A 21,385-nucleotide genomic window follows, 5' to 3' on the forward strand; every position below is an offset into this window, starting at 1 on the left:
GCTAATCATAATTTCTGAATAGTTCCAAACATTCTTTTTTCCACATCAATCTCCGCCTTAACGCCAAACGCAATGGCTAAATTTTCTGCGGTTAGGGCATCTTGCGTATTGCCGTGGGCGAGTAAGTTGCCTTGGTGTAGCAAGATAATCTCATCGCAGAAACGGTAAGCCAGATCAAGGTGGTGAATGGCGACAACGCAGGTAGTGCTTGGGGTGAGTGATTTCAATTGTTCTAAAATATCAATTTGATAATAAGGATCAAGGGGGGCAATGGGTTCGTCTGCCAATAAGATTGGTGCGTTTTTTATGCAACAACGGGCAAGCTGAACACGGGCTTTTTCGCCACCTGAAAGCTGTTGGAAAGGTTGTTCTAACAGATGTTGAACCGAAAATTGGCAAGCGATTTGCTGGATCTTTTGCTGCTGCCATTGTTGATGCGATGAATGCAACCAATGAGAAAAAAATTTGCTTTTTTTTGACCGCACTTTTTCACTAAGATTATCCATCGTTTCAGGTAAACCAAGTGCGATGACATCATAGACAGATAAATCCCAATAAATCTCTGTGTTTTGAGCGAAATACGCCAATATTTGGCTTTTTTGAATTAAGCTCATTTTATTGAGCGGTTGTTCATTAAATAAAATCGTGCCTGTTTCAAGGGGTAAAATGCCAGCAATGGCTTTCAACAAGGTAGATTTCCCTGCACCATTACCACCCATTATGCCCACCAATTTACCTTGCGGAATGTGACAAGTGATATTCTGAATGCCGTAGGAAAGGCTAACATTATGCAATTTAATCACGGGCTAATCTCCGTTGTTGGGTGAGCAAGATCCAAATTAAGCAAGGTGCGCCAATAATGGCGGTGAGTGTGCCAATATAAATATGCGAGAAAAACGGAATATATTGAATAGCAAGATCAGCAACTAACAACAATAATGCACCCATTAAGCCACTTGTCAAATAAAGTTGTGATGGTTGTTTTTTGATCCAAATGCGGGCAAAGTGCGGCGCAATTAAGCCGATAAATCCGATTGTGCCAGTTTGCGGAATGGTTGCCCCCACCATCAACGCCACGCCAAGAGTGGTGATAAAAAAGCTACGTTTTGGGTCAATGCCCATCGTGCTAGCGGTTTCTTCCCCGAAAGTGAGTAAATCGAGGTAACGGCGTTGGCAATATAAACAAATTGCACCGCCCACCACAATAGGCAATGAAAGCAAGAGCGGTGTTATTTTCGCCCAGATTAATGAACCCTGTAACCAGCGGTATAATTCCGCTAATGCCCAAGGACTTTGCGCATTAGAAAGTAATAATGCAATGGCTGAACCGAGTAACATATTCACTGCAACCCCTGCTAAAATCATCATTGTTGTGCCTTTATTTTTAGCGATGAAATAAACCAATAAAAAACTGCCTAACGCTCCTAAAATGCCACCAAACAGTAAAAAAGATAAAGGTAAAGAAAAATAATACAGTAAAAACACGCTTGCGGTGGTTGCCCCATTTGCTGCGCCAAGTAAGCCGGGGCTAGCCAAGGGATTTTGAAATAATCCTTGCATTGCATTGCCCGCCACAGCAAGGCTTGCTCCAGTTAAAATAGCCAAACCTAGACGTGGCAAACGAATGTCCCATAACACCAAAGATCGCATATCCGTAGCAATCCCTTGTGCATTGCGTAAATGCGCAAAATCACCAAGCTGATGAAAAATGGCAAAGGCAATTAACAAAAGTAATAAGACAAAAAGGGAAAGGTTTAATCGTTTCATTCTGGTTATTCTTCCTTATTGAGTTGGCGATAAATCATTTCCGCCCCCTGCCAAACACCGTGATCAAAGCAATAGCCATATTTTAATGGCATTGTTGCCATTCGTTGTGCGGGAAACATATTGGCTAACAAAGGGTGATTAAGCACTTCAGCCTGTTCGTTATAACCTTGTTTATCACGGATAGAAATCAGCCAATTCGGTTGCGCACGCAACAGTTTCTCAAGGGAAAAATTTTGTGCGGTTACTGCATTTTCGAGGGGGGTTAAGCCAAGCAATTTTAGCAACACTTGATATTGCGGAAAAATGGGTTCTACCACCCCAGTATCAGAAAGAATTAAGGTGTGGGTGTGAGCTTGATTAAGCTGAAAATCGCTGTTTTTTAGCTTTGCCACCAGTTGCTGTGCGTATTTTTCATTATCAAAGCGTTTGCCTAATTGTAGGATTAATGCAAAAAGCTGCTCTGCCGTTTGTGGGCTATCATTAATAGGGAAAATCTTTACGCCAAGTTTTTTGAGATCGGCGACCAGTTGGGGATAAAACTGCTCATTGAGCAAAATGGTTTTATCTAAATAAGGCAACAAATCTGTTAATCGCGCCTCAAGTGCGGGTTTATGTTGATTAACTTTATCCAGCATCATTAAGGGATTGGTTGAATAAATAGATTGTGCGGCAATTTGTTCCGGGCGTGCTAATTCAGCCAAAAGCCTATCACTACACAATGTCAGTGAGACAAATTGCTCTTGTGCCAAGAGTGGGACTGAAAAGAAAAGTGCGGTAAAAAATAAGCGAATTTTTTGCATTAAAAAATGATGTCCCCAAAAAACAAAGTGCGGTGAAAATTTTATTAATTTTACACCGCACTTTCACAAAAGCCTATCTGCTTATGGGTTAGAAGCTGCCTTTTAAGCCCACATATAAGGTGCGACCATATTGGCCATAGCCTGCAACGCTTTCATATTTTTTATCAAACAGATTATTCAAGTTGGCATACACATTTAAGTTTGGCGTAACTTGATAATTCGCGCCAAGGCTAACCAAGGTGTAAGAAGGCATTTTTACTCTTGCAGGATAAATAGTATCAATGCGTTTACCCACATAGTTTACATTCACATTCGCACCCAACGCTTCTGTGATATGATAGGCTAAACCTAAATTTGCCATATGTTTTGGACGGCGAAGTAATGCTTGACCGTTACTATCTTTTGTTTGGGTATAAGTATAATTGGCATAAGCGCTTAAATCATCGGTGATTTTGCCGTTATAAGCGACTTCAACGCCTTTGATGCGGCTTTTGCCTTCAAGATTGATAGATTGTGTTCTAGTTGCACTAATTAAATCTTCAACTTTGCGTGCAAAATAGGTTACATCAAGTTGATGCGCTTTATCGTTACTTTCCAACAATAAACCAAATTCGCCACCGACACTTTTCTCGGGTTTTAAATTTGGGTTAGCTGCATAAGAACCATACCAACCATAAAAATCAATTAAACTTGGATTGTGAATAGCACTGCCAAAGCTGGCGTGGGCTTTCAAGTTATCAGATAGACGATAAGCCCCCGCAATGCGCCCCACAAAGGCATTTTTATATTTTGAGTTATCCACATAACGGCCACTTAATGAAAGGCTGTGATCCGCTTTGCTAAATAAACGATATTCCGCCGCAATGCTTTTTTCCGTAAAGGCTTTGGTTTCTTTATCAATGAAATTTAGAGAATCAAATTTTGTTTTTTGATAATCGGCTAACAAACTTAAACCTTGGGTAATCTCCCCTTCGCGGTCAAAATTAATGTCTAATTGATAGCTACCATTAATGCGCTTACCGCGGGTTTCATTAGAATCAGAAGAATGGTTATCCACCTTAGTTTTCACTTTGCTCACGCTGAAGTGATGCTTTAAGAGATCTTGCTCTGTACCGTAATAACCGCTTAATTTTAATAAATCTTGGCGTGTGCGAGAATAATTATCTGCTGTGGCTTCTTGGCTTAATAAATACGGATCGGTATGAACCGTTTGAGATGAATGAGAAGCCAATACTTCCACACCTTGTCTGCCATCATCATAGCCTAATTTTGCTGAAACGCCATCACGGTGGAATTTATCTCTTTCTGTTGCTCCACCTGTTTGGTAAGTGCGACCATCTTCTGCACGATAATAAAAGCGATGCTCACTTAGCGCAGAAATATTTTTCGTGCTGTGGCTATCGCCAGAGAACGCGTAATAAAAGCCTTTGTTAGAGCCTGAAACCGTGGCAGAAGCATCATAAGTGCCTTTTGATCCCATTCCGACATTAAAATCTACATTAAATGGTTTATCTGTATGCAGGCCTGTTTTCGTGGTGATATATACCACACCGCCCATTGCATCACTGCCCCATAACGCAGATTGTTCACCACGCAACACTTCAATGCGATCAATATTGCTTAAGGTTAAGCCACCAAAATCAAAACCACCGCTGCCAATATCATTCACTCTTACACCATCAATAAAAACAGCGGTTTGGTTAGAATTTGCACCACGCAAGAATAAACTTGTTATCGCACCGCGTCCCCCTGAAGCACCGATTGCCACACTTGGCACAGTTTTTAATACATCAGAAACATAAGTGGCATCGCGTTCAGCAAAATCTTTTTCAGTTAAAACCGTCACGGATGAAGCAGTTTGATCTTCATTCACGGGGGTGGCATAAGCAGAATACACATAAATAGGTGCAAGTGCTTCGCTTTGTGTTACGTTTTCTGTGGCATAAAGTGCGCTAGAAAACGCAAACAACATTGCTGTGGTAATCATATTTTTTTGCATTGTCTTTCCTTTCTACATAAAAAATGGCGCTATTTTGACACAGCCCCACTTGCTTCGCAAATCCGAATTATTCATTATTACAATGAATGTTATTCATTTTTCTGTCTTTACCCTTATAAAAAATCAGCAAAAACTGACTGCACTTTAGAAATGACTTATTGCGTTAAGATTTCCCTTAACGCTATTCCAATCTCCGCAAGGCTTTTCACGGTGGTTACGCCGGCTTGTTGTAGAGCGTGGATTTTTTCATCGGCGCTGCCTTTGCCGCCACTAATAATCGCACCAGCGTGTCCCATTCGTTTCCCTTTTGGCGCAGTGATGCCAGCAATATATGCCACTACGGGTTTAGTGATGTTATGGCGAATAAATTCTGCGGCGTCTTCTTCCGCACTTCCCCCTATTTCACCAATCATCACGATGGCTTCAGTTTCGGGATCTTGTTGAAAACGTTGCAGAATATCAATAAAACTTGAGCCGGGAATAGGATCACCCCCAATCCCAACGCAAGTGGATTGCCCAAAACCTTGATCCGTTGTTTGTTTTACCGCTTCATAAGTTAATGTGCCTGAACGAGAGACAATACCAACGCGCCCTTTTTGGTGGATATTCCCCGGCATAATGCCAATTTTGCATTCATCAGGGGTGATAATTCCTGGGCAGTTTGGTCCTATCATCACTACGCCTGTTTCATTGAGTTTTTGTTTTACTTGGAGCATATCTAAGGTTGGAATGCCTTCCGTAATACAAACAATCAGTGATATTCCTGCATCAATGGCTTCAAAAATGGCATCTTTACAAAAAGGGGCAGGAACATAAATTACTGTTGCCGTTGCGCCAGTTTGGTTTACCGCTTCACGCACGGTGTTAAAAACAGGCAAGCCCAGATGAGTTGTGCCTCCTTTACCGGGAGAAACGCCTCCCACTAATTTTGTGCCATAAGCAAGCGCCTGTTCTGAATGAAATGTGCCTTGTCCACCGGTGAAACCTTGGCAAATCACTTTGGTGTCTTTATTCACTAAAATTGACATTTTATTCTCCTCTTGCCGCTTTCACGACTTCGCTTGCCGCTTGTTGTAAACTTTGTGCTGAAATAATGTTGGTCTCACTTTCTGCGAGCATTGCTCTGCCCAATTCCGCATTTGTCCCTTCTAAACGTACCACCACAGGGACATTCACGCCCACTTCTTTGCTTGCAGCAATAATGCCTTCAGCAATCAAATCACAACGTACAATGCCACCAAAAATATTAACTAAAATCGCTTTTACCGCTGGATCGGTTAAGATGATTTTAAACGCCTCAGCCACACGTTCTTTGGTTGCCCCTCCCCCAACATCGAGGAAATTAGCTGGCTGTCCGCCGTATAATTTAACAATATCCATTGTTCCCATTGCTAATCCAGCCCCATTAACCATACAGCCAATGTTGCCATCTAATGCTACATAATTAAGATTCCATTTTTCTGCTTCGGCTTCACGGGGATCTTCTTGACTGAGATCACGCATTGCAAGTAAATCTGGATGACGATATAACGCATTGCTGTCCACCACGATTTTGGCATCAAGACAAGTGAGATCATCATTATCCAAAATGACCAATGGATTCACTTCTAGTAAGGCGAGATCTTTTTCGATAAATAGGCGACTTAGCTGACAAAATATGTCGGTAAATTGCTTGATTTGTTTGCCCGTTAAGCCCAGTTTGAAAGCCAATTCTCTCCCTTGATATGGCATTCCACCCACGGATAAATCAATCGCGATACGATGTAATAAGTGCGGTGTTTTTTCCGCCACTTCTTCAATATTCACGCCTCCCGCTGTGGAAACCATAAAGACAATTTGTTGCGAACGACGATCTACAATCGCACTCAGATACAATTCTTTTTTCACCGCCACGCAGTTCGTCACATAAATATGATTAATAGGCTGTCCTTTGCTATCTGTCTGAAAAGTAACAAGACGCTTGCCTAAAAATTTGTCAAAAAATGCCCGCACTTGTTGTTCGCTGCTGACCACTTGCACTCCGCCAGCCTTGCCACGTCCGCCTGCGTGAACTTGGCATTTTAACACCCATTTTGAGCCACCTAATTTTTGAATGGCCTCCAAGCCTTGCTCTAACGTTTCGCACGCATAACCTTCACCTACGGGTAATCCGTATTGCGCAAAAAGTTGTTTTGCTTGATATTCGTGTAAATTCATCGCGTTGTCTCTCTCCCTTTGTTGTGCTGTGCTTCACAATAAATCCGCTGGTAAACTGATAAAAATAAGGCGATAAGTCTCCTTATCGCCTTAAGTTAAGACTACACTTCTAATAATAAACGTGTTGGATCTTCCAGCATTTCTTTAATAGTCACTAAGAAGCCGACACTTTCACGTCCATCAATTAAACGATGATCGTAAGAAAGCGCTAAATACATCATTGGGCGAATCACGACTTCGCCGTTCACAGCCACTGGACGATCTTTAATGGCGTGCATACCTAAAATGGCACTTTGCGGTGGGTTGATGATCGGCGTGGACATTAATGAGCCAAACACACCGCCATTAGTAATGGTGAAGTTTCCGCCCGTGAGATCTTCCACCGTTAATTTACCATCACGTCCTTTCTCAGCTAAGGTTTTGATTTGCTTTTCAATTTCCGCCATACTCAGCTTATCACAATTGCGTAATACAGGGGTCACTAAGCCACGCGGGGTGGAAACGGCAATACTAATATCAAAATAGTTGTGATACACAATATCATCACCGTCAATAGAGGCATTCACTTCTGGATAGCGTTTTAGTGCTTCTACCACGGCTTTAACGTAGAAAGACATAAACCCTAAGCGAGTATCGTGTAATTTTTCAAATTTTTCTGCGTATTTTTTACGTAGTTGCATAATCGGTTGCATATCGACTTCGTTAAACGTTGTCAGCATTGCGGTGCTATTTTTCGCTTCTAATAAACGCTCTGCCACCCGCTTGCGTAAGCGTGTCATCGGCACACGTTTTTCATCACGCCCTGCCACATTCAATGTGGTTGGCGTTGCTTCTTGCTGTGGCTGAGCTTGGCTTGCTCGCTGGGCAACCGTACGTTCAATATCTTCACGAGTAATACGTCCCCCTACGCCCGTTCCCTGTACTTGATCAGCAGTTAAATCATTTTCTGCTAATAACCGACGTGCTGCCGGGCTTAACGCATCGCTATTTGTCGGTTCTGACGTTAAATTTGCTAAATGGCGATCGGCTGGGGTTTGCTCGACTTTTTGCACACTTTCTTTTGTATCATTTCCAACTATCGCTTGAGCAGTTACTTTGCCTAGTACTTGGTTGCTGATTACCGTTGCCCCTTCTGCTTGTAAAATACTTTCAAGCACACCATCACCTTGTGCAGGCACTTCTAACACCACTTTATCTGTTTCAATTTCTACAAGGACGTCATCACGTTTTACTTGATCACCCACTTTTTTATGCCAAGTGGCAACCGTTGCATCTGCTACGGATTCAGGTAGCACGGGAGTTAAAATCTCAAAATCGCTCATTTTTTTATTCCTTCTTAGAGTATCTTATTTATGTTTGTTTGCATAAAAGTGCGGTATTTTTTGACCGCACTTTTAAGATTAAGCTAATGCCTCGTTCACTAAATCACGTTGCTGTTCATTATGTAAAGCTAGATATCCCACTGCTGGCGATGCCGAAGCCGGTCTGCCCACATAGCGTAATTTACCCTGTTCTGGCAATGAACTCACAAAATTATGCTGGCTACAATACCACGCGCCTTGGTTTTGTGGTTCTTCTTGACACCATACATAATCCGTTACGTGGCGATAAGGCGCAAGTATCGCTTTCATTTCTTCGTGCGGATAAGGATAAAGCTGTTCAATACGAATAATCGCCACATCCGTTTGATTATTCTTGCGACGTTGTTCTAATAAATCGTAATACACTTTACCCGAACACATTACCACACGCTTCACTTGCTTTGGATCGAGATGATCAATTTCGCCAATCACATTCTGATAAATGCCATTCACTAATTCTTCTTTACTGGATACAGCAAGTGGATGGCGAAGTAAGGATTTTGGCGTAATCACAATAAGTGGACGACGTACTTTGCGGATCATTTGACGGCGTAATAAATGATAAATCTGTGCAGGCGTTGAAGGTACACACACTTGCATATTTTGTTGCGCACAAAGTTGTAAATAACGTTCTAAACGTGCCGATGAATGTTCTGGCCCTTGTCCTTCATAACCGTGTGGTAATAACATCACCAAGCCACACATTCTGCCCCATTTTTGTTCACCTGAGCTAATAAATTGGTCAATTACCACTTGCGCCACGTTAGCAAAATCACCAAATTGCGCTTCCCACAATGTAAGCGTTCTTGGCATTGTGGTGGCATAACCATATTCATAAGCTAGCACGGCTTCTTCTGAAAGCACAGAATCCCAAACTTCAAAATGCCCTTGTTGGTTATGTAGATGCGCTAATGGCGTATAGACAGTACCATCTTTTTGGCTATGCAATACGGAGTGACGATGGAAAAATGTGCCACGTCCCGCATCTTCTCCTGATAGGCGGACATTATAACCTTCATCAAGTAACGTGGCATACGCCATTGTTTCCGCCATTCCCCAATCAAATGGTTTTTCGCCTTTTGCCATTAAGTTACGATCATCATAAATTTTTTTCACTCTGGAATGAATTGGGTGATTTTCTGGGTATTCACACACTTTTAAGGCAAGCGCAGTAAAGCGTTGCTCATCAATACTGCCTTCATAATCTGACCATTCTTGGCTAAGGAATTTCATCCAATCAGAGGCTTCAACATCACGTTCACGCCATTCTGGAACAACACAATCGCCATTATCTAACGCATCACGATACTTATTCATTAATTCTAAACTGTAAGCTTCATCAATCACATTTTCTGCAATTAAGCGATCGGCATACACTTTGCGTGGAGTAGGATGACGTTTAATACGCTCATACATTAACGGTTGCGTGACTGCAGGTTCATCGGCTTCATTATGCCCATGACGGCGGTAAGAAACTAAATCAATAAAAATATCTCGTTTAAATTTATTTCTAAACTCCACCGCCATTCTTGCCGCATAAGCGACAGCTTCTGGATCATCACCATTTACGTGAATAACAGGCGCTTCGATCATTTTAGCAATATCGGTGCTGTATTCCGTTGAACGCGTATCGTGCGGATTAGAGGTGGTAAAGCCAATTTGGTTATTGATGACAACTCGGATCGTTCCACCCACGGAATAACCACGCGTGGCAGACATATTTAGGGTTTCTTGCACCACGCCCTGTCCAGCTACCGCAGAATCGCCGTGTACCGTGATAGGTAACACTTGTGAGCGTTCTGCATCGTTAAGTCGGGTTTGTCTCGCTCGTACTGAACCAAGCACCACAGGATTGACAATTTCCAAGTGAGAAGGATTAAATGCCAGTGCTAAATGCACCACCCCATCATCGGTCATAAAATCTGAAGAAAAACCTTGGTGATATTTCACATCACCAGTTCCGTTACCGTAGTGCTTTCCAGCAAATTCATCAAATAATTCTGCCGGCTTTTTGCCCAGCACATTCACTAATAGGTTGAGTCGCCCACGGTGCGCCATTCCCATTACGATTTCTTTAATGCCTTGTTTCGCCCCTTGACGAATAATTTCTTTCATCAGCAAAATAAACGCATCACTGCCTTCAAGAGAAAAACGTTTTGCACCGGGAAATTTCGCACCAAGGTAGCGTTCCAAACCATCTGCGGCCGTTAATTCTTCAAGGAATTTAAGCTGTTCTTGTTTGCTAAATAACGGTTGATTTAACCAATTTTCTAACTTTTTCTGTAACCAAGTTCGTGCCGCAAGGTCATTAACGTGCATAAACTCAAGCCCTATCGTGCCACAGTAAGTGCCTTTCAATGATGAAGAAAGCTCACGCAGGCTAATTCTCTCTTTGTCATACACATAACCACTGATGTCAAATTCTTCATCAAGATCATCATCGGTAAAACCATAGAACTTATAGTCTAAGGTTGGCGAATCCATACGTTGCCAAAGTTTTAATGGATCAAGATCCGCGTGTAAATGCCCACGATTACGGTGCGCATTCACCCATTGCAACACTTTTACCAGTCGTCCGCTAACTTTTGGATCAATGACAGTCACGCCCTCCACCTGAGCATCTCTTGCCAAACGTTTAAAATATTGACGAATAGGCGAATGGGCTTGCTCTACGACGGTGTGTTTGGGTAATTGATCAAAAATTTGCTGCCAGCTTTCATCAACAGAATGAGGATCTTGAAGATAGCTTTCATACAGTTCTTCAATATAAGACTGGTTTGCTCCATTTAACGCACTTGAAGCTAACCATTCACTAATTGGGCTTGTTTGTTTCATTAATACCACCTAGCTTGGTTGGGTAGAATTTACAACCTAAAATTCATTAGGTTTATTATACATAGGATTCAATCAGAAACACGCATTGATTTTTCTTTCAGTGCTAGTCGAATAATTTAAAATCAAATTCCCCTAATTCGCAACCAATTCAATTAACAAAACATTAACATTTTCTTGATTTTTTGATCTGTCTCTCATTTTTGAGAAAATAACATTTCCTTAACAAAATTTTTTTGTAAATATTAAAGACAGCTACGCCATAACAGGTTATAGTGAAAATTCATTAGAAAGTATAATAATTCAACAAATACAACATTATCAACGCCAACAAAAGAGGAAGATCTATGACAGAATTAAATGCAAAACTCACCTTAAATGATGGACGTGAACTTGAACTCCCAATGCGTAAAGGTTCACTCGGCTATGATGTCATTGACGTTCAATCTCTAGTAAAAAATAAACTTTTTACCTTTGACCCCGGCTTTATGTCCACCGCCTCTTGTGTGTCTGAAATTACCTATATCGACGGCGATAACGGCATTCTCCTCCACCGTGGTTATCCGATTGCTGATTTAGCACAAAATGCGGATTATTTAGAAGTCGCACACTTATTATTATTTGGCGAACGCCCAAATGCAGAAGAATACAAAGCGTTCCGCCAATTGGTGCGCAAACATACCCTTGTCCACGAACAAATTTCCCGTTTCTTCCACGGGTTCCGCCGAGATTCTCATCCGATGGCAATTATGTGTGGGGTAAGTGGTGCATTAGCTGCGTTCTATCACGATTCCTTAGATATTAATGACATTGAACACCGTGAACTTACCGCGATTCGCCTACTGGCAAAAATGCCAACACTTGCTGCGATGTGTTACAAATATTCTATCGGGCAGCCTTTTATGTTTCCGCTGAATAAACTCTCTTATTCAGGTAATTTCTTACATATGATGTTCGCAACGCCTTGTGAGCCTTATGAAGTCAATCCCGTACTTGAACGTGCAATGGATCGCATTTTTATCCTACACGCCGATCACGAACAAAACGCCTCGACCTCTACGGTGCGAACTGCCGCTTCCTCAGGGGCAAATCCATTTGCTTGTATTGCTGCGGGTATTGCCTCCCTTTGGGGGCCTGCACACGGTGGTGCAAACGAAGCCTGTATCAATATGTTAGAGGAAATTGGTCGTATTGAACGCATTCCAGAATATATCGCGCGCGCCAAAGACAAAAACGATCCATTTCGTTTAATGGGTTTTGGACACCGTGTTTATAAAAACTATGATCCTCGTGCGAAAGTGATGCGTCAAACCTGCCACGAAGTGCTTAAAGAATTGAATATTAATAACCCATTATTCGATGTAGCAATGGAACTAGAGCGTATTGCATTAAGCGATCCCTATTTTATCGACCACAAACTCTATCCAAATGTAGATTTCTATTCAGGTATTATCTTAAAAGCCATAGGCATTCCAACCTCAATGTTTACGGTTATCTTCGCGCTTGCAAGAACAGTCGGTTGGATCGCACACTGGAAAGAAATGTTTAAACCGGGCAATATGAAAATTGTACGTCCTCGCCAGCTTTATACAGGACACACAGAACGTCCGTTTACTCCGTTGGAAGGAAAAGAATAACAAAAAAGGACAAAAAAACCACCGCACTTTTAAAGTGCGGTGGTTTTTTAACAAATTTTTAGAAACTTAAATAAGGCGCGATTTTTTCGATCGTTGCTTCGCCAATCCCCGAAATATTAGATAATTCTTCCACAGATTTAATTTTTCCTACTTTATTGCGGTATTCAACAATGGCATTCGCTTTTGCTTCACCGATACCTGAAAGGTTTTGCAATGTTTTAGCATCTGCTTTGTTGATGTTGATTTTTTCACCTGCATAAGTTTTCGCTTTTTCTGTCAGGGATTTAGCTTTATCTGATGCTTTTGTTTTCACTTTTTCAGCGGCGGATTTAGCACTTTCTTTGGCTTTAGTTTCAGCTGAGTTTTTGCTATCAGTCATTTTATCCTTCGCTTTTATTGCCCCCGCTTTCATTGACGTCGCTTTTTCTTCTAGCGATTTTTTCGCTGATTTAGCGCTGCTTTCAACGGTTTTTTTACTTTCTGCCAGTTTATCTTTCGCTTTTGTTGCACTTTCTTTCACTAAAGTCGCTTTATCTTCGCCTAGTTTTTTAGCGGATTTTGCTTTATTTTCTACCGCACTTTTCGCATCAAGAACATTGTCTTTTACTTTACTGGCTTTTTCTGTGGCAAACGTTTTATCTTGTTTCATTGTTTTAACGGTATTTTTTACCGCGTCAGTTGCGCCTACTTTTTCTGTAGAAAAGGCGGTTGATGATACTGCCATTGCTAAACTTAATGCTAATACCGATTTTAATGTTTTCATTTTAACTCCTTAGGTTAATGAAGATTCCCTTGCGGGGGTAAGATGGGAATGCTTTCCCGTGAATTCTCCTATTAGTTTCCTTTTTTATAAAAAAGTTCCTCACATTTCATTTTTATGGACAAAAATTCGTCAAAACCCTACCGCACTCGTGTAAAAAATGATTGCAACAAGAGGCAATCTAGGGTATATCTTGTTCGTCTGTAAATTTTTTGTAAAAGTTTTAGGGCAATACAACATCTCTTAGGCATAAGCTTTTGTTCTAAAGTGATTAAGCCTTCTATAAATTAAACAGTAAAGGAGTAAAAATGAAAAAATTATTAAAACTCTCGCTTATCGCTGGTGTCGTAGCCACGTCTTTTTCTGTGCAAGCGGAAGATCAGTTTGTTACCATTGGTACAGGCGGTCAAACAGGGGTTTACTATGTGGTGGGACAATCCATTTGCCAATTAGTAAATCGTGATACCGCAAAAACTCATATCAAATGTAATGCCCCTTCAACAGGTGCTTCTGTGGCAAATTTAAATGCTATCGCGGCAGATCAAATGGAAATGGGAATTGCACAATCAGACTGGCAATATCACGCTTACCACGGTACAAGCTCCTTTGCGGGTAAGAAAAATGATAAATTGCGTGCTGTGTTCTCAATTCACCCAGAGCCATTCACGTTAATGGCACGTGATGATGCTAATATTAACTCTTTTGATGATTTGAAAGGGAAACGTGTGAATGTCGGCGATCCCGGTTCAGGTACGCGTGCAACAATGAATGTTATTTTAGCGGCTAAAGGTTGGACGGATAAAGAATTTAAAGTCGCTTCCGAGTTAAAACCTGCAGAAATGGCATCAGTGATGTGTGATAACAACTTAGATGCGATTACCTATAACGTAGGTCACCCAAATGGTGCTTTGAAAGAAGCTGCGGCTTCTTGTAATGCTCATCTTGTTCCTGTAACAGGTGAAGCGATTGATCGTTTAGTGGCGGCAAATCCTTACTATGCGAAAGCAACTATTCCGGGTGGGTTATATCGTGGTACAGATAATCCAGTAGATACTTTCGGGGTATATGCCACTTTAGTAACTTCTTCAGATGTGCCTGATGACAAAGTTTATGCGGTAGTTAAAGCGGTATTTGATAACTTCGATCGTTTTAAACGTTTACACCCTGCGTTTGCTCATCTTAAAGAAGAAGATATGATTAAAAACGCACTTTCTGCTCCATTACACGAAGGTGCGGTGCGTTACTATAAAGAACGCGGTTGGTTACAATAATCTCATCTTTATTATTTAGGCAGGCTTAGCCCTGCCTTTTTCCGTTTTCATTATTTCAAATTTTTCGGGAGATTTTATGTCCGAATCCACAAAAAAAATGGATTACGATGATCTGCAAGATATGGTCGCCTCCAATGATTCTGGCGGACGAAACCCTACTGGTGCAAGCAGAAAACTGATCGTAATTACCGCGATTTTATGGTCGGTTTTTCAACTTTATTACACCTCCCCTGTGCCATTTTGGCTACAAGAAGTCGTTCGCAATTGGGGGCTAGATATTAATGTGGTGATCGATGACACCAAAGCGCGTTCGATCCACCTTGCCTTTGCATTGTTCTTGGCCTATTTATCGTTCCCTGCTTTTGCGACCTCGCCAAAACATCGTATTCCGTTGTTAGATTGGTTTTTTGCCACCCTTGGAGCATTTTTAGGCGCTTATTACATTTTCTTTTATGAAGGTTTAGTCACACGTTTCGGTGCACCCAATACGCAAGATATTATTGCTGGCTGTCTAGGCGTGTTATTGCTGTTAGAAGCCTGTCGCCGTAGTCTTGGCTTGCCTTTGGTGATTATCGCTAGTGTGTTTTTGACTTATAACTACTTCGGGCAATTCTTGCCAACAGATTGGATCATCAGCCACCGTTCAGGTTCACTTTCACAAATGGTGAACCAACAATGGGTAACCACCGAGGGGGTGTTTGGTGTGGCATTAGGGGTTTCCACCAAATATGTGTTCCTTTTTGTATTATTTGGTGCATTGCTTGATAAAGCGGGTGCGGGTAACTATTTCATTAAAACTGCTTTTGCTTATCTTGGACATCTGCGTGGTGGGCCGGCGAAAGCTGCTGTGGTGTCATCAGGCTTAACGGGGCTAATTTCAGGCTCATCTATTGCTAACGTAGTAACCACCGGAACTTTCACCATTCCAATGATGAAACGCGTGGGCTTTTCGGCAGAAAAAGCAGGTGCGGTAGAAGTGGCTTCATCGGTAAATGGACAAATTATGCCACCAGTAATGGGCGCGGCGGCTTTCTTGATGATTGAATATGTCAATATGCCTTATAGCCAACTTATCACCTATGCGGCACTACCAGCATTAATTTCTTATATTGCCTTGGTTTATATTGTGCATTTAGAAGCATTAAAAATGAACTTGCACGGTTTACCAAGGACAGATCCACTAAATCCATTCCTAATTACCTTACTAAAATTAGTGAGTACAATTCTAGCCGTCATTGTTTTAGTTATTGGAGTCAAATTTGCCTTAGGTTGGATCAAAACTATTGCACCTGAACATAGCTTTTTGATTGTTGCTATCGCATTAGCTTTAGTGTACTTGGCATTAATTCGCCGTGTGGCACAATTCCCTGATTTAGAAATTGATGATCCTAATTCCCCAGTGGCAAAACTGCCGTCCGCCAAACCAACGGTAAATGCAGGCTTGCATTATTTAATTCCTGTTGTGGTGCTAATTTGGTGCTTAATGGTCGAAATGCTTTCACCAGGGCTATCTGCTTTCTGGGGAACGGTAACCTTGATGATCATTTTAGTCACTCAGCATCCGTTACTAAACTTCTTCCGTAACAAACCGATCACGAAAGATCTGTTTAAACAAGGCGTTGATGCCCTTGTTGATGGTTTAGAAACAGGCGCACGTAATATGATCGGGATTGGTATCGCCACTGCAACCGCAGGAATTATTGTTGGCGTTGTTTCACTCACTGGTTTTGGCGTACAGCTCTCTGGCATTATCGAAATGCTCTCAATGGGTAACATCTTGCTTATGCTTATCCTTGTGGCAATATTCAGCTTAATTCTTGGAATGGGCTTGCCAACCACGGCTAACTATATCGTGGTGTCATCTTTAATGGCATTAGTGATTGTAGAAGTGGGTAAACAGAATGGCTTAATCGTACCGCTAATTGCCGTGCATTTATTCGTGTTCTATTTCGGGATTATGGCTGACGTAACGCCGCCTGTGGGTCTGGCTTCTTTCGCTGCTGCAGCAGTATCAGGCGGTAGCCCAATCAAAACCGGTTTAGTGGCATTCTTTTACAGCCTAAGAACAGCGATCTTGCCATTCTTGTTCATCTTTAATACGGATCTGTTATTAATTGATGTGGGCTGGGCAAAAGGCATACTGGTTGCGGTGGTATCCACCATTGCCATACTCGCCTTTACTTCCGCCACAATGAATTATTTCATCACGAAGAACAAAGTGTGGGAAACTGTTACCCTTATTTTTGCGGCATTTATTATTTTCCGCCCTGGTTTCTTTATGGAATATATTTCGCCAACCTCTTATCACATTGAGCCAGTGCATTTGGCACAAGAGTTGGAAAAAGTGCCAGTTGATGAAAAAATTACCGTCAAAGTGGCCGGCACCAATCCTTATGGAAAACAAATTGAGTTCTATTCTGAACTCAGCGTGCCAGAAGGAAAAACCGGTGAAAACCGCCTAAATAAACTTGGCTTAACCTTGCTCAATACAGGCGAACGCATTGAAATTGATGGCAAATCGACACCAAAAGTCATTATTGATATGGTTGAAATTGATTCTCCTGCCGCCAAAGCAGGATTAAATTGGGATCAAACCCTACTCGATATTTCTTTACCAAAAGTGGCTATCGCCAAAGAATGGATGTTCATTCCGGGCTTATTGATTATTCTCCTTGTTGGATTTAATCAACGCCGTAGAGCGAAAAAACAATAAAAAATTGACCGCACTTTGTTAGGGTCTGTTGATAACTCATTTTGCATTTGAGTTATCGTTTAAAATTAGCGTAATCGCGGCGCAGTTTAAAACCAAGAGTGGTTCTCTTGGTGATAACTGCAACAAAGAGTACGCAAATTTTAAAGCTAACCCGAAGGGCTGGGGCTATTTTTTGTGATAACTGTGTTGAACGTGGTTCGTCTAGAATGGCTAAACTTCACCCCGTTCGCCTTGTTCTCACAAAAAATAGTCACCAGCTTAAATGCAAAATGAGTTATCAACAGACCCTAAAGTGCGGTCAAAATTTTATGAAATTAGCAAAATATAAAACGCACAAACCGCAACCCAATAAAAGGATCTTATTATGTACAACAAACTGCTTATTGCCATTGATCTAAGCAATCTGAAAAGCGCAAAATATGTGGTGGACACCGCTCTTCAGCTCACCAACCACAATCCTAACGCGATTTACCGTGTTGCTACCATTATCGAACCCATTGATGACAGTTTTATCTCTGCATTCTTACCAAAAAACTTTGACAAATCTGTCATTGAAGAAGCCAACAAAACCCTACACAATTTCACCAAAGCCCACTTCCCAGAAGGCTCAAAAGTACAACATATTGTCGCCCACGGCACGATTTATGAAGAAATCAACCGCATCGCCGATGAAAAAGAAGTGGATCTCATCATTATGCTCGCCAGCAGCAAACCAAACGCCAAAGGCTTAAGTAGCAATACGGTAAAAGTGGCACGCTATGGCAAAAAACCGATTTTGGTTTTGAAATAAGCTCAACTCAATCAAGAAAGCGGAGTTATTTCCGCTTTTTTTTCTTTCTATAAAAGTGCGGTTGTTTTTTGCCAAATTTTTCCTTTCTTCTTTTTTACTTAAATCTTAATAAAGATCAAATTTTTTGCTAAAAGATCGCTAACCTCTTGTTTTTTTTTTTTTTTTTTTAAACTAAGAAAGTTTTGCTGTTTTTTAGAAAAAAATCCTGTTTTTCCTAAAAATAAACTCCCTTATTTAACTTAACAATCTTTTATAGAGGAATTTTTTATGCAACCTAAATTTAAAACAACGGCATTGGCATTATTAATTTCATTAGGCGCGGTGGCTTGTGGGTCATCTAGTGGTGGTTCAAGTTCATCAGAAGATACCGCACAAGACCAATCCCCAACAACTCAAGAAAAAACCATTGAAAATTTACAGCAAACGATAAAGAAACATCAGGAACAAATTAATGAAATTTCAGAAAAACAAAAACAACTAGAAGCGGAAAAAGAGAAATTTAGTCAAACAAATGAGAAAATTAACCAACTTTCTCAACAAGAAACCTTAGCCAAAGAAAAGCTGCAACAAGCCGAAAAGCAACTTTCCCTTGCCAATAGCCAGAAAGAAAAATTAGAAAAAGAGTTACAAGCGACTGAAAAATCGCTAAATAAACTGAAAGAGCGATCTGTTATCGATCAAAATAGATTGCAAGAATTATCTCTAAAACTGACTGAAGCTCAAAACCAATTGAAAAATGCTCAGGCTGATGCCGACTATGCCAATATGCTCCTTGAATCAGCCAATAAGGAGTTACAAAATGTTTATGAACACCGTAATCAATTAGAACAAGAACGCAATGAAGCCGAACAAAAAATCAACGAAAAAGAACAAGAAATTTCTCATCTCAAAGATAAAAACCGACATTTAGAAGCGCAATATAATCAACTCACTAAAGGCACTTATGCGACTAACTCCGATCTTGAACAGCAAGAACAAGCACGCAAAGCTCGGGAGGAAGAAAATGGAAGATTTGTGGATAAACGTATCATTATAACTGGCAGCCCTAATTATTATGGTGATACATCACTACAAGATAATAATAAGGTTTATGGCAATATCACGGCAGATGGTACTCGCAGTGAAAACATTACGAGTTATGTAGAAATGATCCAAGATCATACAACTAACTATCAACCAGAACTCAATGTTTATAAAAATTATAACTATAATTTAGAAGACGCAGGTTATTCCGTTACTTATAAAAATGGCGAGCTATATCAAATCGCTTATGGAGGTAATCCAACTCGAATGACAGCCTTAGAAGATTTACAACGAGTTCAAGGAACGGCTAAATATAGCGGAAAAGCGTTAATTACTCTGGATAATTCCCGCAATAGTGAAAGCACTTTTACTCTTACGGCTGATTTTATTAATAAACAAGTCAATGGAAAAGTTAGTATTAATGATGACATAACTTATTCTACACAAGATAGAAATATTTATTTAGAAAATACAAAGATTACTGCAGACAATGGTATTTTAGAATTTAATGGCAACGCACACTTTACTATGAATCAACCTGACCCTGATTATTTAAATAATATTGGATTAATCAATATAAAATATGAAGGCTACTACCAAGGAAAATTTATGGGTAAAGATGCAACACAAGTAGCTGGAAAAGTTCAGGTCGGAAATCATAGCTACTCAGCATACCCAACGATAAGCGCCGTATTCGCTGGCGAACGTTAATCTCAATCAAGCCACTGCTTACAGTGGCTTTTCCTTTATTTTCGAGTTTCTCACAATGAAAAAACTATTTTTAATTAGCTTATTACCTTTTCCTATTTTAGCCGAAAATACTTTTCAGCCAGAACAACATCAATATGTTGCGCAACCTGAAAAGCCAGTAAAATCAATGCCATTTATTCAGCCAACAAAATCTGAAAAAATTAAAGTACCAATTGAACAAATTAAACAAGATAAAAACCTGGCAGAACATTTATTAAATTTAGCGATATTGCAACAAAATAATGCTTCAATCGAAACCTTGCTACCTATTTATCAGCAATTTGAACAAAAAGATGATATTTTAGTTTTATTCGCTCAAGGCGTTTCAGAAAAATTACAACAGCATTATGCAACGGCTATTTCTTATTTTCGTCAAATTCTTGCCATAAATCCTGATTTAAACCCTGTAAGAATTAAACTTGCGACAACCCTATTTGCCGATCAGCAATTAACTGCTGCCAAAGAACAGTTTGAGAAAGCCAAAGCTGAACCAAATTTACCAGCGACTATTGCACATTTACTTGACCAGTATTTGAATGCAATTGAACAACATTCTGACTGGCAAAGTAACTTGAGTTTCAATTATTTGCGTGATCCTAATGTTAATAATACATCTCGCACTCAAGAAATAGAAAATACAGGTTTTATAAAATCAAAAGAAATGTTACCGCAATCTGCGCACGGTATCGCTTATCGCTTTAATCTTTCTAAAGAATATAATTTATTTTCCAATCATTATGCCTATTTTGAAAATACATTATGGGGAAAATATTATTGGGATAATAAAGATTATAACGATATTTTAAACCGCACTTATTTAGGCTATATGAATAAAAGTGCGGTGCAAAATTGGAAAATTTTGCCTTTTTATGGTCGCCGCTGGGTAGGGAAGCACCGCTATCAATGGGAACAGGGATTACGCGCTGAACTTTCTCGTTGGCTTTCTTCAAATTGGCAGATTTCTACGGCACTTGAATATAGTAAGCAACGTTATTTTTCACAACCCGGCTCAAATGGTTTTAATCAGCTTGCTTCTATTACAGCATTATGGCTGCGCAATGCTCGCCAATATTTTTATACGGGTATTGATTTTAATCGTGAAAAGACGCTGGTTCGTCAATATAATTCAGACATAAAAACGCTGCGTTTAGGCTGGGGGCAAGAATGGGGAAAAGGTATCTCTTCGCGCTTATCTTTTTCTTTTGCGAAACGCCAATACAAAGCGGAAGCCAAATTAGGTGGCATATTGCCCTTAGGGAAAATACGCTCTGACAAAATTTACCAAGCCCAATTAATGCTATGGAAGCGAGATTGGAATTTATGGGGAATTACCCCTAAATTACAATTAAGTTGGAAGAAACAAGTAAGTGATATTCCTTCCCTGTATTCCTACCAAAGTAAAAATATTAATCTGTTGTTCGATAAGAGTTTCTGATATTGATACAAAAATTTAGGCATTCTTTAATGCCTAAATTTTTTGCTTTGA

At 40.4% G+C, this 21,385-nt stretch carries 15 protein-coding genes; 6 read left to right on the plus strand and 9 right to left on the minus strand.

The genetic code is table 11. The features are described from left to right. Positions 1-5 precede the first annotated feature (5 nt). The 8 genes from L4F92_RS06385 to sucA form a co-directional block, all read right to left on the minus strand. Complete coding sequence (locus tag L4F92_RS06385) at positions 6-803, minus strand: ABC transporter ATP-binding protein (protein WP_250363096.1); 798 nt, start codon at positions 801-803, stop codon at positions 6-8. Then, positions 796-1,767, minus strand: coding sequence for an iron ABC transporter permease (locus L4F92_RS06390; RefSeq protein WP_268738955.1), 972 nt, complete (start codon positions 1,765-1,767; stop codon positions 796-798). The genes L4F92_RS06385 and L4F92_RS06390 overlap by 8 nt, the downstream gene beginning before the upstream one ends. Before the next feature lie 5 nt (positions 1,768-1,772). After that, positions 1,773-2,567, minus strand: coding sequence for a helical backbone metal receptor (locus L4F92_RS06395; RefSeq protein WP_250363097.1), 795 nt, complete (start codon positions 2,565-2,567; stop codon positions 1,773-1,775). Between the two features lie 88 nt (positions 2,568-2,655). Continuing rightward, the gene (locus L4F92_RS06400) at positions 2,656-4,566 is read right to left on the minus strand and encodes a TonB-dependent receptor plug domain-containing protein (RefSeq protein WP_250363098.1); all 1,911 of its coding nucleotides are present in this window, start codon (positions 4,564-4,566) and stop codon (positions 2,656-2,658) included. 155 nt (positions 4,567-4,721) lie between these two features. Continuing rightward, complete coding sequence (gene sucD / locus L4F92_RS06405) at positions 4,722-5,594, minus strand: succinate--CoA ligase subunit alpha (protein ID WP_250363099.1); 873 nt, start codon at positions 5,592-5,594, stop codon at positions 4,722-4,724. Between the two features lies 1 nt (position 5,595). Next, on the minus strand, positions 5,596-6,762 hold the full coding sequence (gene sucC / locus L4F92_RS06410; RefSeq protein ID WP_250363100.1) for an ADP-forming succinate--CoA ligase subunit beta: 1,167 nt from the start codon (positions 6,760-6,762) through the stop codon (positions 5,596-5,598). Between the two features lie 101 nt (positions 6,763-6,863). Continuing rightward, the gene (gene odhB, locus L4F92_RS06415; RefSeq protein ID WP_250363101.1) at positions 6,864-8,084 is read right to left on the minus strand and encodes a 2-oxoglutarate dehydrogenase complex dihydrolipoyllysine-residue succinyltransferase; all 1,221 of its coding nucleotides are present in this window, start codon (positions 8,082-8,084) and stop codon (positions 6,864-6,866) included. A 78-nt stretch (positions 8,085-8,162) separates the two neighbouring features. Beyond that, positions 8,163-10,958: a 2-oxoglutarate dehydrogenase E1 component gene (gene sucA, locus L4F92_RS06420; protein WP_250363102.1), complete on the minus strand. Its 2,796-nt coding sequence runs from the start codon at positions 10,956-10,958 to the stop codon at positions 8,163-8,165. A gap of 344 nt (positions 10,959-11,302) precedes the next feature. Here sucA and L4F92_RS06425 point away from each other — a divergent pair, with 344 nt between their 5' ends. Continuing rightward, positions 11,303-12,592: a citrate synthase gene (locus L4F92_RS06425; protein ID WP_250363103.1), complete on the plus strand. Its 1,290-nt coding sequence runs from the start codon at positions 11,303-11,305 to the stop codon at positions 12,590-12,592. Between the two features lie 58 nt (positions 12,593-12,650). Here the strand turns inward: L4F92_RS06425 and L4F92_RS06430 are convergent, their stop codons facing one another. Continuing rightward, positions 12,651-13,355 (minus strand): ComEA family DNA-binding protein, encoded by a 705-nt coding sequence (locus tag L4F92_RS06430; RefSeq protein ID WP_250350136.1) that lies wholly within the window; start codon positions 13,353-13,355, stop codon positions 12,651-12,653. Positions 13,356-13,660: 305 nt separating this feature from the next. Here L4F92_RS06430 and L4F92_RS06435 point away from each other — a divergent pair, with 305 nt between their 5' ends. The 5 genes from L4F92_RS06435 (at position 13,661) to L4F92_RS06455 (ending at position 21,334) form a co-directional block, all read left to right on the plus strand. Beyond that, a complete protein-coding gene (locus tag L4F92_RS06435; RefSeq protein WP_250363104.1) occupies positions 13,661-14,623 on the plus strand; it encodes a TAXI family TRAP transporter solute-binding subunit in 963 nt (320 codons plus the stop codon). Positions 14,624-14,699: 76 nt separating this feature from the next. Beyond that, a complete protein-coding gene (locus L4F92_RS06440) occupies positions 14,700-17,336 on the plus strand; it encodes a TRAP transporter permease (protein WP_250363105.1) in 2,637 nt (878 codons plus the stop codon). Positions 17,337-17,700: 364 nt separating this feature from the next. Then, positions 17,701-18,126 (plus strand): universal stress protein, encoded by a 426-nt coding sequence (locus L4F92_RS06445; protein ID WP_250363106.1) that lies wholly within the window; start codon positions 17,701-17,703, stop codon positions 18,124-18,126. Between the two features lie 267 nt (positions 18,127-18,393). Then, a complete protein-coding gene (locus tag L4F92_RS06450; RefSeq protein WP_250363107.1) occupies positions 18,394-19,860 on the plus strand; it encodes a transferrin-binding protein-like solute binding protein in 1,467 nt (488 codons plus the stop codon). A gap of 55 nt (positions 19,861-19,915) precedes the next feature. Further along, positions 19,916-21,334, plus strand: a complete 1,419-nt coding sequence (locus L4F92_RS06455) for a surface lipoprotein assembly modifier (protein WP_250363108.1) — start codon at positions 19,916-19,918, stop codon at positions 21,332-21,334. Positions 21,335-21,385 lie beyond the last annotated feature (51 nt).

The sequence above is a fragment of the Avibacterium sp. 21-595 genome, from assembly GCF_023611905.1.
In the GTDB taxonomy this organism is placed as follows: Bacteria; Pseudomonadota; Gammaproteobacteria; order Enterobacterales; family Pasteurellaceae; genus Avibacterium.